A 13,018-nucleotide genomic window follows, 5' to 3' on the forward strand; every position below is an offset into this window, starting at 1 on the left:
GGAAGGGGGAAAAGCATCAATGAACGTGACGGAGTTAAAGCATAAGTTTATGGCGGTCAAACATTGCGAACCGGCTGAGGCGAACGAACTGCTTGATTTTGCCCGCCGTCTGTATTTGCGCGGGGAAATTTCGCTCGCCGAGTACCGCGATCTCGTGCGTGAGCTCGAAAAAGCCGGCGCCTCTCAGCCGGATGAAGCAGGGGAATACGCTGGGCTGTAGGACGATGAGGGAGCTTTTCCCTTCTTTTTTTTGCCCCTGTTCCTCAAGACGCATAAAAAACGATGTTTCTTCCCACCCTAAAGAGGCGAGAGGAATTGTCGTACAAGGGGGGATTGGCGATGGGTCGAGGCGTCCACTTTAACCATAAATTGAAAGGCCATGACCATGAAAAGCCGAAACATGGAAAACCAGCGCCGCCCAAGCATACGGAGCGGGTCGAATACGAGATCAACACCGTCGCTACTGCAGAAGGCGGCCCTGTCTCGATCACAACAGGCAAAGACACATAAAACAAAAAAGGGGGCTAATCCAAAACGCACTCGCGTTTTGGGTCAGCCCCTTTTTCCGTGCGGCCGCTTTCTCCTGCCCCGTCAAAACCTCTCCTTGCCTGCTTCGCTCGTGTCGTCAAGCCGTTCCTTGACAAGCGCCAGCGTATAAGCGACGGCCTGGCTGTATTGCTTGATGCGGCGCTCAGGGACGGATGGATAAAAGGCCTCAACGCACAGCTTCGCCATATGGTCGGCGGCGGCCTCAATTTGCCGCTCATGGACATATTTCGGCCGCGCATGGCGGACCCAGCGGGAAGCGGCGTCCTTCCACCGTTCGGCAACGGCCTGCACCTCTTCGGCCATCGGTTTCACGTCGCCAAAAAAATCCGGCTCCTCGTTCTGCTCGTGGGCGCGCCGGGCGATCAAAAGCAACTGTTCGTTGTATTGTTGCAGGCGCTTCGTCAACGCCTTAAGCTCTTTTTCCATGGCGCCTCCTCCTTTATCCATGCCGGCAAATCCGGTTTGCCCTGTGCCCTATGGCCCGGAGAACGGATGCGTTTTGCCGCGATGCGCTTCTGTTTGATGATACCATATCGGCCGGCTTACACGAAATACAATTTCGACGAAAGCGGAAGTGCAGCGCTCTGCTTCTCCTTCTCAAGCCGCTGTTCCACGCCGGCGATCTGCCCTTCAAGGCGCCCGAGCTGCGCTTGATTTTGCGCATAACGCTCTTCGATGACATCGGCGATCACTTTTTCCATTTTCGCATCGACCTGCTCGATGAGTGCAACTATTTCCTGCAGCTGCTTTTCGATCTCCTCTTTTTTCACGAGCCGTTTTTCCATTCCCTCTCCCCCATTTCTCGCATGATGATATTCCATTCGCGGCGGGAAGGACGACTCCTGCTGCGGCGACAAAAGTAGAACGAATTCGGCAAAGAAAGTGGCAAGCAGCCGCCATTCGACATTGACCTCCTTCGCTTGCCTTCAGTCGAAAGGAGGAAAAGAAAAAGAGCGCATATGACCGGAGCGTATGGTATAATAAAAACCATTCAAAGGAGATGAACGCGATGGCACTCAAATACCCGAGCGGAAAAGAGTATCGCGGAAACAAGCCGAACGCCGCGCGCCGGCCGGCGGCCGATTATGCCAATCGCGGCATGACGCTCGAAGACGACTTAAACGCGACGAATGAATATTACCGGGAACGCGGCATCGCGGTCATCCATAAAAAGCCGACCCCGGTGCAAATCGTGCGCGTCGACTATCCGAAACGGAGCGCCGCCGTCATTACCGAAGCCTACTTCCGGCAAGCGTCGACGACCGACTACAACGGTGTGTACCGCGGCAAGTACATTGACTTTGAGGCGAAAGAGACAAAAAACAAAACGGCGTTTCCGCTGAAAAATTTCCACGCTCATCAAATCCGCCATATGGAGCAAGTCGTCGCCCACGGCGGCATTTGTTTTGCGATTTTGCGTTTTTCTTTGCTCAATGAAACGTATTTGCTTGACGCCTCTCATTTGATCGCTTGGTGGAACAAACAGGAAGCCGGCGGACGAAAGTCGATTCCGAAACAAGAGATCGAACGGCATGGACATTCCATTCCGCTTGGCTACCAACCGAGAATTGATTATATTAGTGTAGTAGACAACGTGTACTTCACCCGTTGAAGTGAAAACTTGTAAGAAAGGCAGGATTTGCTTATGTCTGGTGAATATCGTTCTCGCGTAGAACGAAAGCAGGCAGCGAAACAGACCAAACAGAAGAAAGCGAAAACGAAACGAGGAAGGTCATGGTTGAAAACCGTCGCCATTGCGATATTGCTGATGATGGTCCTTGGCGCCATCGGGGGTATTGCCACTTTCGCCTATTTCGTTAAGGACGCTCCTCCGCTGGATGAGGCCAAAATTAAAGATCCGCTTTCTTCCGTCTTGTACGATATGAATGGAAAACAAGTAGCGGAGCTTGGCGGCTACAAGCGAACGTACATTTCGTATAAAGACGTGCCGAAAGTGCTTGAAGATGCCGTCTTGGCAACAGAGGACGCCCGCTTTTATGAACACCACGGGATCGACATCGTCCGCTTGGCCGGCGCCGTCCTCGCCAACATCAAGGAAGGATTTGGTGCAGAAGGCGGCAGCACGATCACCCAGCAAGTCGTGAAAATGACATTCCTTTCATCAAAGAAAACGTTGGAACGGAAAGCGCAAGAAGCGTGGCTCGCGCTGCAGCTGGAACAAAAATATTCGAAGCATGAAATTTTGGAAATGTACTTGAACAAAATTTATTATTCAGACGGCATTTATGGCGTCGCTCGCGCCGCCGAATATTATTTTGGCAAGACAGACTTGAAAAAACTCACTCTTCCGGAAGCAGCTTTGCTCGCTGGCATGCCCCAGGCCCCAAACCGGTATAATCCGTACGACCATCCGGAAGCAGCGAAAAAACGGCGTGACACCGTATTGTCGCTTATGGCGAAACACGGCTTCATCAGCGAAGAAGAAGCGGAAAAAGCGAAACAAGTGCCCATTCAATCGATGTTGGCGAAACGGAAAAAAACGCAAAATGACGTACCATATGACGCCTTCATTGATGAAGTGATCAAAGAAGTGACAGATAAGGCGAACGTCAACGTCTTTGAAGATGGGCTGAAAATTTATACAACGCTCGATCAAAACGTTCAAACATACGTAGAAAAGCTATTAAACTCTGACAAATACTTTACCAATAAGAAGGATTTGCAATCCGGCATCGCCGTCGTCGACACCAAAACAGGCGCCATTCGCGCGTTAGGCGGCGGTCGCCATCGCGACAATATCGAATTCGGCTTCAACTACGCAATCCAACCGGTCGGCCAGCCCGGTTCAACGATCAAGCCGATTTTGGACTATGGCCCGGCGATTGAATATTTAAAATGGTCAACCGCGCACATTCTTGTTGACGAGCCGTATACGTATTCGGACGGCACGCCGATCCGCAACGCCGGCGGGGGATATATGGGGCCGATCACCTTGCGGACGGCACTGGCAAAATCACGCAACATCCCGGCATTAAAAACGTTCCAAGCCGTCGGCAAAGAGCGGGCGATGGAGTTCGCTAACCGACTCGGCATGGGCTTTGATGAAGTATATGAGCCTTACGCTATCGGCGGAGTATCCCGCTACGTATCGGTGCTGCAAATGGCTGGAGCGTACACTGCTTTTGGTAATAACGGCGTCTATACGAAGCCATATGCCGTGACAAAAATCGTCTTCCCGGACGGCACGGAAATGGATTTGCAGCCGAAACCGAAACGGGTGATGCATGATTATACCGCCTACATGATCACGGACGTGCTGAAGTCTGTCATCCGCTCCGGAACAGGTCAATTGGCCAATGTTCCAGGACTTGAGCTCGCAGGCAAAACAGGGACGACGAACTATGGGAAAGATGGAGCAAAATTCGGCCTTGACCGGGACGATGTGCCGGACAGCTGGATTGTCGGCTATACGCCAAACTATACGGCGGCCATTTGGGTCGGCTTCAGCAAGCGAAGCAGCACGGCAAAGCTTAGTATAGAGGAACAAAAAATCCCGAAATACTTGTTGAAAAACTTAATGTCCCACATCGATGACGGCAGCGGAAGCTTCAAGCAGCCGGAGAGCGTCGTCAGACTGCCGATCAAAAAAGGCACGAACCCGCCGAAACTTGCCGGCAAATACACGCCGGAAAGCGAAATTACGTATGAATTGTTCGTGCGCGGCACTGAGCCGACGGAGACGGCGAACGACGTGCCGGAAGAACTGCCGGCGGTGAAAGGGTTGACCGCTGTGTACGACCAAGCGGCGAACGCCATCTCGGTTTCGTGGTCATACGATGAGCAAACCGATGAGACGATCTTCGAGGTGCGCGTCAAAGATGGCCAAGGTCAAACGAATACGATCACCACAAAAGACCGTTCGATCACGATTTCCAATCCGACGCCAGGATGGACGTACACAATCGCCGTGTACGCAAAAGACGGCGAACGAATGAGCAAACCGGCCATAGCCAGCGTTCATGTCCCCGGCGGAGAAGATCAAACTCCCGTGCCACAACAACCGGGGGATGACAGCCAAGGCAGCGGCGGGCAAAACGGCGGCACCGATCAAGGCAACAGCGGGAATAACGGAAACGAAAACGGTCAGGGAAACAACAATGAACAAAACGGCGGCGCAAGCGGCGGACAAGAAAATGGCAACAGCGGCGGGGCCAACCAAAACAATGGCCAAACGGATGGAACAAACAACCAAGGAACGAACAACAGCGGCCAAACGAACGGAACGAACAGTGGAACGGGTGCAAACAGCGGAACGCCGCCTGTCTCCCCGCCGTTAAAAAACGGATCCGGAGCGGGTCTTGGCACCCGTCCATAACAGCTGCATTCCCAAAAAACGGATGGCTTTTGCGCCATCCGTTTTTTCATGACCGACCGGCATGCTGCTGGCCCTTCTTCACCAAGCCCTTTCGCGGTTCCGTTCACTTCTGATTTGCCGCTTTTTCCTCCCGTTTTCGCATCCGTTTTTTTCCTTCACGGCATAAATGAAGAAGAGGACATGACGGACATTGCGGAGACTGCGCCTTGCAATGGTAGCGGCCGAAAAAAATCATTCGGTGGTGGGTGATCGACCATTCTTCTTTTGGAATGATTTTCATCAGCGTCTTCTCGACTTCCAAAACCGAGTCGTCCCAGCGGCAAAAGCCAAGCCGTTTGCTGACGCGCTCGACGTGAGTATCAACCGCGATGGCCGGCACGCCGAACGCAACGGACACAACGACGTTCGCCGTCTTCCGCCCGACGCCCGGCAGCTTCATCAACTCATCGCGGTCGCGCGGCACTTCGCCGTTGTACTTGTCAATCAACATCGCGCACAGCTTTTGAATGTTTCGCGCTTTGTTCCGATATAAGCCGATTGAGCGGATATCTTGCTCGAGCTCCTCAAGCGGCACCGCAATATAATCGTGCGGCGTCCGATATTTTTCAAACAGCCGTTTCGTCACCTTGTTGACGAGCGCATCGGTGCATTGCGCCGACAAAACAACCGCAATCAGCAGCTCAAACGGATTGCGGTGCACCAGCTCGCAATGCGCATCTGGAAACATTTTGGCCATCTCATCCAAACAGTAGCGGATTTGTTGCTTTGTCAGCACCTTGTCTCCTCCTTATTGCCATATTGGCCCGAACAAAACGACGCCTTTTACCGGTTCGATTGGCCATTTTTGGACAAACAAAAACGAGAGACAGCGCCTCTCGTTACGAGTCGAGCCAATTGAAAAACGGGATCGTCTGTTTAAATTCTCCCGCCGTCTGTCTCGCGGAACGGGAGGACGGCTTGCGAAACTTTTTGCCGTAATCGTGCGCCTGTTCAATCGTGCGAATGCCGTTCTTTTTCCATTCAAACAAGATGCGATCGATGTAGCGGAAATTCAACTTCCCCGACAGCACCGCTTCGCGCAGCGCCGCTTTAATGATGGCCGGCTCATGACCGTCTTGATCGATCCACATCGCAAGCGTTTCACACTCGAACGGGGAGAGCGGGCGGCCAAACTCCTGCTCAAAAACGGTGTATAAGCTCTCCTCTTCCTCCTGCCGGCCGAGTTCCCCCTGTTGAGCCGCCTGGGTGTACAAATGATGCACGAGCTTCTCCCAAAGCGGTTCAAGCGTATATTTTTCGTTGCGAATGCCTTGTTCATCCGTATGCTCTTCAATCGCGATCATCCCTTTTTGCAAGAGCCGACGCACCATCTCCATGCATTCCGCTGCCGAGACCGTCATTCTTTCGGCCAGCTCGGCCGGCGTCGGAAACAAGACGCCTTCTTCGAAAAACGACTGCATATGCAAAAGCAAGACGAGCTCCCCCTCGCCCAACCCAAGCTGCTTGTAGTGGCCAAGCAGCAGCTTCGGGACGGCGATGCTTCCTTGCGCCAGCCATTCGGCCACCTTTTTCTTTTCCATGCCGATGCACCTCAACTATAGTATAACATGACGGCGGCGAAAAAACCCCCTTTTTGCAGGGGGTTTTTTACGGATAAAGCCGGTTGAGCAGCCGCGGGAACGGAATCGTCTCGCGCACATGTTCGACGCCGCAAATCCAAGCGACAGTGCGCTCCAAGCCGAGCCCGAACCCTGAATGCGGCACAGAACCGTATTTGCGCAAATCCAAATACCATTCATACGCTTCAAGCGGCAAATGGTGCTCTTCAAGGCGGCGCTTGAGCAGCTCATAATCGTGAATCCGTTCCGAGCCGCCAATGATTTCCCCGTATCCTTCCGGCGCAATCAAATCGGCGCATAGCACAACGTCGGGGCGGTTCGGGTCCGGCTGCATATAAAACGGCTTCAAAGAGGTCGGATAGTGGGTGATGAACACCGGTTTGTCAAAACTTTCGGCGATGGCCGTCTCATGCGGCGCACCGAAGTCATCGCCCCACTCGATGTCAGTCAATCCTTTTTCATGAAGCAGCTTGATCGCCTCATCATACGTTAGGCGCGGAAACGGCGGTTTGACCAGCTCAAGCTTCGACACGTCGCGCCCGAGCCGCCCGAGTTCAAGCCGGCAGCGCTCGAGCACCGACTGCACAAGGTAGGAGACGTACTCTTCTTGCAGCCGCAAATTGTCTTCAAACTCATAAAACGCCATTTCCGGCTCCACCATCCAAAACTCGATCAAATGGCGGCGTGTTTTCGATTTTTCGGCGCGGAACGTCGGGCCGAATGAGAACACTTTGCCGAGCGCCATCGCCGCCGCTTCCATGTAGAGCTGGCCGCTTTGCGACAAATAGGCATCCTCATCAAAATATTTCGTATGAAACAGTTCGGTCGTTCCTTCCGGTGCGCTGCCAGTCAAAATCGGGGCGTCGACTTTCACAAACCCACGGTCGTTGAAAAACTCATACGTCGCCCGGATGATTTCGTTGCGAATTTTCATGATCGCGTGCTGGCGCCGCGACCGAAGCCAAAGGTGGCGATGGTCCATCAAAAATTCGACGCCATGCTCTTTCGGCGTAATCGGATAGTCAACTGCTTCTTGAATGACTTGCAAATCGGCAACCGACAGCTCGTAGCCAAATGGGGAGCGCTCGTCGATGCGCACCGTGCCCGTCACATAGAGCGACGTTTCTTGCGTCAATGTTTTTGCGCGTTGAAACACCTCTTCCGAGACGTTCGCCTTTTCGACGACGCCTTGAATAAAGCCAGTGCCGTCGCGCAGCTGCAAAAAGACGATTTTCCCGCTTGAGCGCTTGTTCGCCAGCCAAGCGCCGATCGTCACTTGTTGTCCTACGTATTGATTCACTTCCGCAATCGTCGTCGTTTTCACGCACTGATTCCCTCCAATAATCGACACGTCCATCATTCGCTATTATACCGTTCCGTCGGCGTCACGGCAACGACCAGCCAAAGCAGCGCAAAACGATGCTGCCCCCACCAATCGCCCTTCGGCGCAGCCGCCCGGAGCCAGCCGACAGACCGACGCGGAAAAAGCGGCTTTGCGCCAAACAAAGCCGCCCTTTTTCTTTCCACTCTGACACCTTGGCGCAAAGCGCCTTAGGCCCGCGCCTCCATAAACCGGCGGATGCGTTCGATCGCTGTCTCGAGCGCCTCAAGCGAGGTCGCGTACGACAAGCGGACGTAATCCGGCGCCCCAAACCCAGAACCAGGCACGAGCGCGACTTTCGCTTCCTCCAACAAGGCGGCGACGAACTCGTCGACCGTGCGGCATCCGGCCATATCCGCCGCCTTTCGGGCGTTCGGGAACAAATAAAACGCTCCTTGCGGTTTGACGCAAGTGAAGCCTGGAATTTGCACAAGCTTGTCATAAATGATGTCAAGCCGCTTTTCAAACGCTTGGCGCATTTGTTCGACCGGCTCCTGCGGCCCGCTGTAGGCGGCAATGGCCGCATATTGAGCGATCGATGTCGGATTCGATGTGCTATGGCTTGCTAAATCGGTCATCGCTTGAATGATGTCTTTCGGTCCAGCCGCGTAGCCGATGCGCCACCCTGTCATCGAGTGTGATTTCGATACGCCGTTGATGATGATCGTCTGCTCCTTCAGCTCCGGCGACAGTTCGGCGATCGACACATGTTTCGCCCCGCCGTAAATCAATTTTTCATAAATTTCGTCCGAAATGATCAACACGCCATGCGCCAAGCATACTTCCCCGAGCGCTTTCAGCTCCTCGGCCGTATAAATCATGCCGGTCGGATTGCTCGGGGAGTTGATAATCACCGCCTTCGTCCTCGGGGTAATCGCCTGTTTCAGCTGATCTGGCGTCATTTTAAAGTCGTTTTCTTCCAGCCCTTCAACGTAAACCGGAACGCCGCCAGCCAGCTTCACTTGTTCCGGGTAGCTCACCCAATACGGCGTCGGAATGATGACCTCATCGCCTTCATCAAGCAGCACTTGAAAGAGCGTATAAAGCGCATGCTTCGCCCCGACACAGACGATGATTTCCGCCGGCTCGTACGAAAGCCCTTGATCGCGGGCAAACTTTTTGATGATTTCCTCTTTCAGTGCCGGCAACCCGCCTGATGGCGTATATTTCGTATGCCCTTCATTCATCGCCTTGATGGCCGCCGCGATAATGTGCTGGGGCGTGTTGAAATCCGGTTCGCCGGCCCCAAGGCCGATCACGTCGTATCCGGCCGCTTTCAGTTCCTTTGCTTTCGCCGTAATGGCCAATGTCGCCGATGGCGTCAGCGACGCCACCCGTTTTGCCAGTTTCATCGCTTCTTCCCCCTCACGTCCTCACTGTTGAAAACTGTACCTCTTCAGGAAGGCCCCATCCGCAAAGTGAAGGTAATAAAACGAATACCTTCCTTCCGCATCAATATATGTCAACTCCCAAAGAGGCACGCCTTTTTCCATGCCAAGCGTCGCGTCGATGATGCGCCGCGGTCGGCGGTCGCGTTGCAAAATGGCGCGCGCTTCCGCCTCGCTGATGCCGCTGTCCACGCCCTTGACGACGACATTCTCCTCTTTTTCAGGCACCCAAACGACGACCGCTTTCCCTTGTTTTGTTCTTCCGATGAATACGGTGCACGCTTCGTCGCCATAATATGTATAGACTTTCTTCACATCAGCAAGCCCGGCGGCTTCCTTCGCCCGCGCCAACGCATGTTCCACCATCAGCCGTTTGGGCGCCATCGCCTCGTCATAAATCGACCATGCCTGCCAAATGAGGAATCCAAAAAAAAGCAGAGTGAACCAACCCCACTTTTTCATCGTGATCACGTCCGATAAATCGTAAAGATGGCCTGGCGCTTGTCGTTTTCATCCAAGGCAAGGCCAAACATCAAATTGTCGCGCTTCAGCGTTCGGTTCAAGCAGTCGACAATTTTGTACAAGTCGTCGGAGTGCTGAACTTTGACGGTAGCGAGCACTTCGATTTTGCTTTCCATTTTCGTCGTTTCCTCCTGTGCGGCGCAAATTTTGTTACTTATACACGCCGGCGGCTCCGGCAACAATACAAATACAGCGAAGGTGACATCAAAGGCGTGCTTCTTCGCACCTCTGCGGCCAAGCCGACAAATCCAAACGGCAAGGCGCAAACTGTCATCGCAGTTGTGCTTCTTCCCTATTATAGCAGGTTTGTCCGATCATTTCATAACAAATTTGCCCGCCTACACCGTCAACGCCAATTTGCTTCTTTGCCCCCGCTTCATGCGGGGTTTTTTGCCGCCTGACACCTTTAGATTGCGCCGTTTCGTCCATCTTTATGAAACATAAAGCGCGCTTTAAGAAAGCCAAGTTTCCGCCTTGTCGAGCAGCTCAGAAAGCGCGCCTTCATGCATCGAAAGCGGCGGCAAGGAAGCGAGAAAATCCGCGCCGTACGGGGAAGCCAAAAGCCGCCGATCCAGCACAAATACGGCTCCTTTGTCGTCTTCAGTGCGAATGAGGCGGCCAAACCCTTGCTTAAAACGAAGCACCGCCTCAGGAAGCGCCAGCTCGGAAAACGGATCGCCGCCTTCTAGGCGAATGCGCTCGCTTTTTGCCTCCATCACGGGATCGTCCGGGGGCGCAAACGGCAAGCGGGCGATGACAAGCACATCGAGCGCTGAACCTGGCAGATCGACCCCTTCCCAAAAGCTGCTCGTCCCAAACAACACCGCATGCTCAAACTGCAAAAACGTCCGCAAGAGCTTTGCCGGACTGCCGCTTTGCACCCCTTGAGCGATCAAAACAAACGGCTCGCCTTCTTCCTCCGTCTTCAACGCATCAACCGTCAGTTTCAACAGTTCATACGAAGGGAACAACACAAGCACCCGCCGTCCGAGGCGTCGGGCGATCGCAAGCACCGAAGCGGCGACCGCTTCGGCGTAATCTTCAAGCGGCACGGCAGAAACGAGCGGCATGTCCGCCGGCACGAAGAGCGCGGCCTGCTCCTCGTAACGAAACGGCGACGGAAACGAGCGGCAAAGTGGATAAAAATCCTCAAGACCGAGACGCGCCGCCATATACGTGAACCGGCCGCGGACAGTGAGCGTCGCCGACGTCAAAACGACGCTCCGTTTTTTCATAAACAGTTGATCGGCGAAAAAGTCAGCAAGGTCAACCGGCTGCGAGTAAAGGCGGACAGCGTTCGCCGCCCCTTTTTCGTCCGCTTCGATCCACCGGACGACACCCGGCTCCTTTTCGGTCAGCAAACGCACGAGCGCAGCCATTTGCCGGTTGAGAGCCGCCAAATCAGCCGACAGCAAGGCGGATGGTGGGAAATCGCCACTCGTATCAGCGGATAGAAGCGGCTTCGCTTCAGCGGATAGCGCCGCCGCCAAATCGCGCAGGCGCCAGCATAACTCCACCGCCGCCTGCCACGCCCGGCTCTGTTCGTCCGTCGGCGAAAAGCGATAGCGGCAACGTCCAGCGCGAGCTGGCTTTTTGTCCAACGCATAGCGGCGCAACAGGCGGAACAGCTCGCCCCCTTCAAACTGCAGCTCCTCAAGACGCTGCTGGCAACGGACAAGAGCCCCATTCGGTGCGTCCTGTTCTGCTTCTTGCCATTTCGCGATCGTCTGCGCGATTTTGGCGGTCAGCAGGCGAAACGACACATAGCCAATCTGCTCGCCAAAACACCGGGCGGCGGCATCTTCAAGCCGATGCGCCTCATCGATGATCAGATGGCGAAACGGCGGCAAAAGCGGCGCCGGGCCGGTCAAATCATGAAGCAAAAGCGCATGGTTGGTAATGACCACATCCGCCCGTTCGGAGCGCTCTTTCGCCCGGGCGAAAAAATGATGCCGCCCGCCGTCTTCCTCTTCGCCGATGGCAAGCGCGGACAATAGGAGACGGGCGCCGGATGACACATTCAATTCGTCCAAGTCGCCGCTGTCGGTCTCAAGCAACCAAACGAGCACCTGGCATTTCAAGAGCGCCGCATCGTACGTGTCAGACGGCTCCGACAAAAACGAAGCGAACTTGTCAAGGGATAAGTAATTTTGCTTTCCTTTCAAAACGGCAACGCGGAGCGGAAACGGCGCGATTTGCCGCAATACCGGCCAATCGCGGCGAATGAGCTGCTCCTGCAGCTGGAGGGTATGCGTGCTGATGACGACCCGCTCTTGCTGCTCACAGGCAAAAAAAGCAGCGGGAATCAAATAGGCGAGCGATTTGCCAAGTCCGGTCCCTGCTTCAATGAGCGCGTGCTGGGACGTCGACAGCGCCTCATAAACGAGCCGCATCATCTCCCACTGCCCCGCGCGCCGCTTGTAGCCGGGAAGCGGAAGGGGCGGCTCCTGTTCGCAAAAGGCAGCGAACGAAGCCAAAGCGGGGCGCCGATCGCTCTCATCTGGCTCCGGCGCCGGTTGTTTCAACGCAATGCCGCGGTATACGGCGACAGCGCGGTCGGCCGGCGCCTTGTTCCGCTTTTTGGCGATGACCGCATCAAGGAGCAAGTAAATATCGCTTTTCAAGTGGCGGGCAAGACCGCGCAGTTGCTCAAGCGTCATAAGCGGCAGACGGGAGAGCCGCTTGAGCAAGGCAATGAACAGCTTGGCGGTCACTTCCGCATCGCTGTCCGCTTGATGCGGACGATCGTGGTGAAGGCCGAGCTGCCTCGCCAAATCGCCGAGCTTATAGCTTTCGGCAGTCGGCAACACGATGCGGGCGAGCTCGACCGTATCGATCGTCGGACCGGCAAACGGCGGCCAGCCAGCCCGTTCAAGCTCGGCCTGCAAAAACGGCAAATCAAAGTCGACGTTATGGGCGACAAAGTAAGCACCGTGCATCAAGGCGGCGATCTCGCCCGCCTTGTCAGCAAACAGCGGCGCTCCTTCGACCATCTGTTCGTTGATGTTCGTCAGCTGCTGAATGAACAGCGGAATGGGCTGTTCCGGGTTAAAAAAGCTGGCAAACCGTTCGACAATCAGGCCATCTTCGACGACCGCCATGCCGAGCTGGATGATCCGATCGCCTTTTTTCGGCCCATTTCCGGTTGTCTCCAAGTCAATGATGACAAAGCGCGTTGCCATAAACGATCACCTCAAAACGAAAAGGGGCGGAAAGCCCCTTT

At 54.6% G+C, this 13,018-nt stretch carries 14 protein-coding genes; 4 read left to right on the forward strand and 10 right to left on the reverse strand.

From position 1 onward, the window contains the following. Positions 1-19: 19 nt before the first annotated feature. On the forward strand, positions 20-220 hold the full coding sequence (locus tag QWV57_RS11050; protein WP_011231648.1) for a YppF family protein: 201 nt from the start codon (positions 20-22) through the stop codon (positions 218-220). 119 nt (positions 221-339) lie between these two features. Further along, positions 340-510 (forward strand): hypothetical protein, encoded by a 171-nt coding sequence (locus QWV57_RS11055; protein ID WP_013144930.1) that lies wholly within the window; start codon positions 340-342, stop codon positions 508-510. A gap of 81 nt (positions 511-591) precedes the next feature. On the opposite strand, the gene QWV57_RS11060 is transcribed toward QWV57_RS11055, so the two are convergent. Continuing rightward, the gene (locus QWV57_RS11060) at positions 592-975 is read right to left on the reverse strand and encodes a YppE family protein (protein ID WP_081132673.1); all 384 of its coding nucleotides are present in this window, start codon (positions 973-975) and stop codon (positions 592-594) included. A gap of 116 nt (positions 976-1,091) precedes the next feature. Then, a complete protein-coding gene (locus QWV57_RS11065; RefSeq protein ID WP_013144928.1) occupies positions 1,092-1,334 on the reverse strand; it encodes a hypothetical protein in 243 nt (80 codons plus the stop codon). A gap of 224 nt (positions 1,335-1,558) precedes the next feature. On the opposite strand from QWV57_RS11065, the gene recU reads away from it, so the two are divergent. Beyond that, positions 1,559-2,161, forward strand: coding sequence for a Holliday junction resolvase RecU (gene recU / locus QWV57_RS11070; RefSeq protein ID WP_011231652.1), 603 nt, complete (start codon positions 1,559-1,561; stop codon positions 2,159-2,161). Between the two features lie 33 nt (positions 2,162-2,194). After that, positions 2,195-4,885 carry a PBP1A family penicillin-binding protein gene (locus tag QWV57_RS11075; RefSeq protein WP_301099913.1) on the forward strand — a complete coding sequence of 897 codons (2,691 nt, stop codon included), beginning with the start codon at positions 2,195-2,197 and terminating at the stop codon, positions 4,883-4,885. A gap of 103 nt (positions 4,886-4,988) precedes the next feature. Here QWV57_RS11075 and nth read toward each other — a convergent pair whose 3' ends face one another. From nth to dinG, 8 genes are all read right to left on the reverse strand, one after another. After that, positions 4,989-5,660, reverse strand: a complete 672-nt coding sequence (gene nth, locus QWV57_RS11080; protein WP_011231654.1) for an endonuclease III — start codon at positions 5,658-5,660, stop codon at positions 4,989-4,991. A 103-nt stretch (positions 5,661-5,763) separates the two neighbouring features. Next, complete coding sequence (locus QWV57_RS11085; RefSeq protein WP_011231655.1) at positions 5,764-6,465, reverse strand: DnaD domain-containing protein; 702 nt, start codon at positions 6,463-6,465, stop codon at positions 5,764-5,766. Positions 6,466-6,532: 67 nt separating this feature from the next. Continuing rightward, positions 6,533-7,828, reverse strand: a complete 1,296-nt coding sequence (gene asnS / locus QWV57_RS11090; protein ID WP_011231656.1) for an asparagine--tRNA ligase — start codon at positions 7,826-7,828, stop codon at positions 6,533-6,535. A gap of 61 nt (positions 7,829-7,889) precedes the next feature. Further along, positions 7,890-8,039, reverse strand: a complete 150-nt coding sequence (locus QWV57_RS11095; protein ID WP_014196185.1) for a hypothetical protein — start codon at positions 8,037-8,039, stop codon at positions 7,890-7,892. A gap of 16 nt (positions 8,040-8,055) precedes the next feature. Continuing rightward, positions 8,056-9,237, reverse strand: coding sequence for a pyridoxal phosphate-dependent aminotransferase (locus tag QWV57_RS11100; RefSeq protein ID WP_020755739.1), 1,182 nt, complete (start codon positions 9,235-9,237; stop codon positions 8,056-8,058). A gap of 21 nt (positions 9,238-9,258) precedes the next feature. Beyond that, complete coding sequence (locus QWV57_RS11105; RefSeq protein WP_013144922.1) at positions 9,259-9,735, reverse strand: cell wall elongation regulator TseB-like domain-containing protein; 477 nt, start codon at positions 9,733-9,735, stop codon at positions 9,259-9,261. A gap of 5 nt (positions 9,736-9,740) precedes the next feature. Further along, positions 9,741-9,911: a YpmA family protein gene (locus QWV57_RS11110; RefSeq protein ID WP_011231659.1), complete on the reverse strand. Its 171-nt coding sequence runs from the start codon at positions 9,909-9,911 to the stop codon at positions 9,741-9,743. A 336-nt stretch (positions 9,912-10,247) separates the two neighbouring features. Further along, a complete protein-coding gene (dinG, locus tag QWV57_RS11115) occupies positions 10,248-12,977 on the reverse strand; it encodes an ATP-dependent DNA helicase DinG (RefSeq protein ID WP_301099914.1) in 2,730 nt (909 codons plus the stop codon). Positions 12,978-13,018 lie beyond the last annotated feature (41 nt).

This window comes from Geobacillus zalihae (genome assembly GCF_030414215.1).
Taxonomy (GTDB): domain Bacteria; phylum Bacillota; class Bacilli; order Bacillales; family Anoxybacillaceae; genus Geobacillus; species Geobacillus zalihae.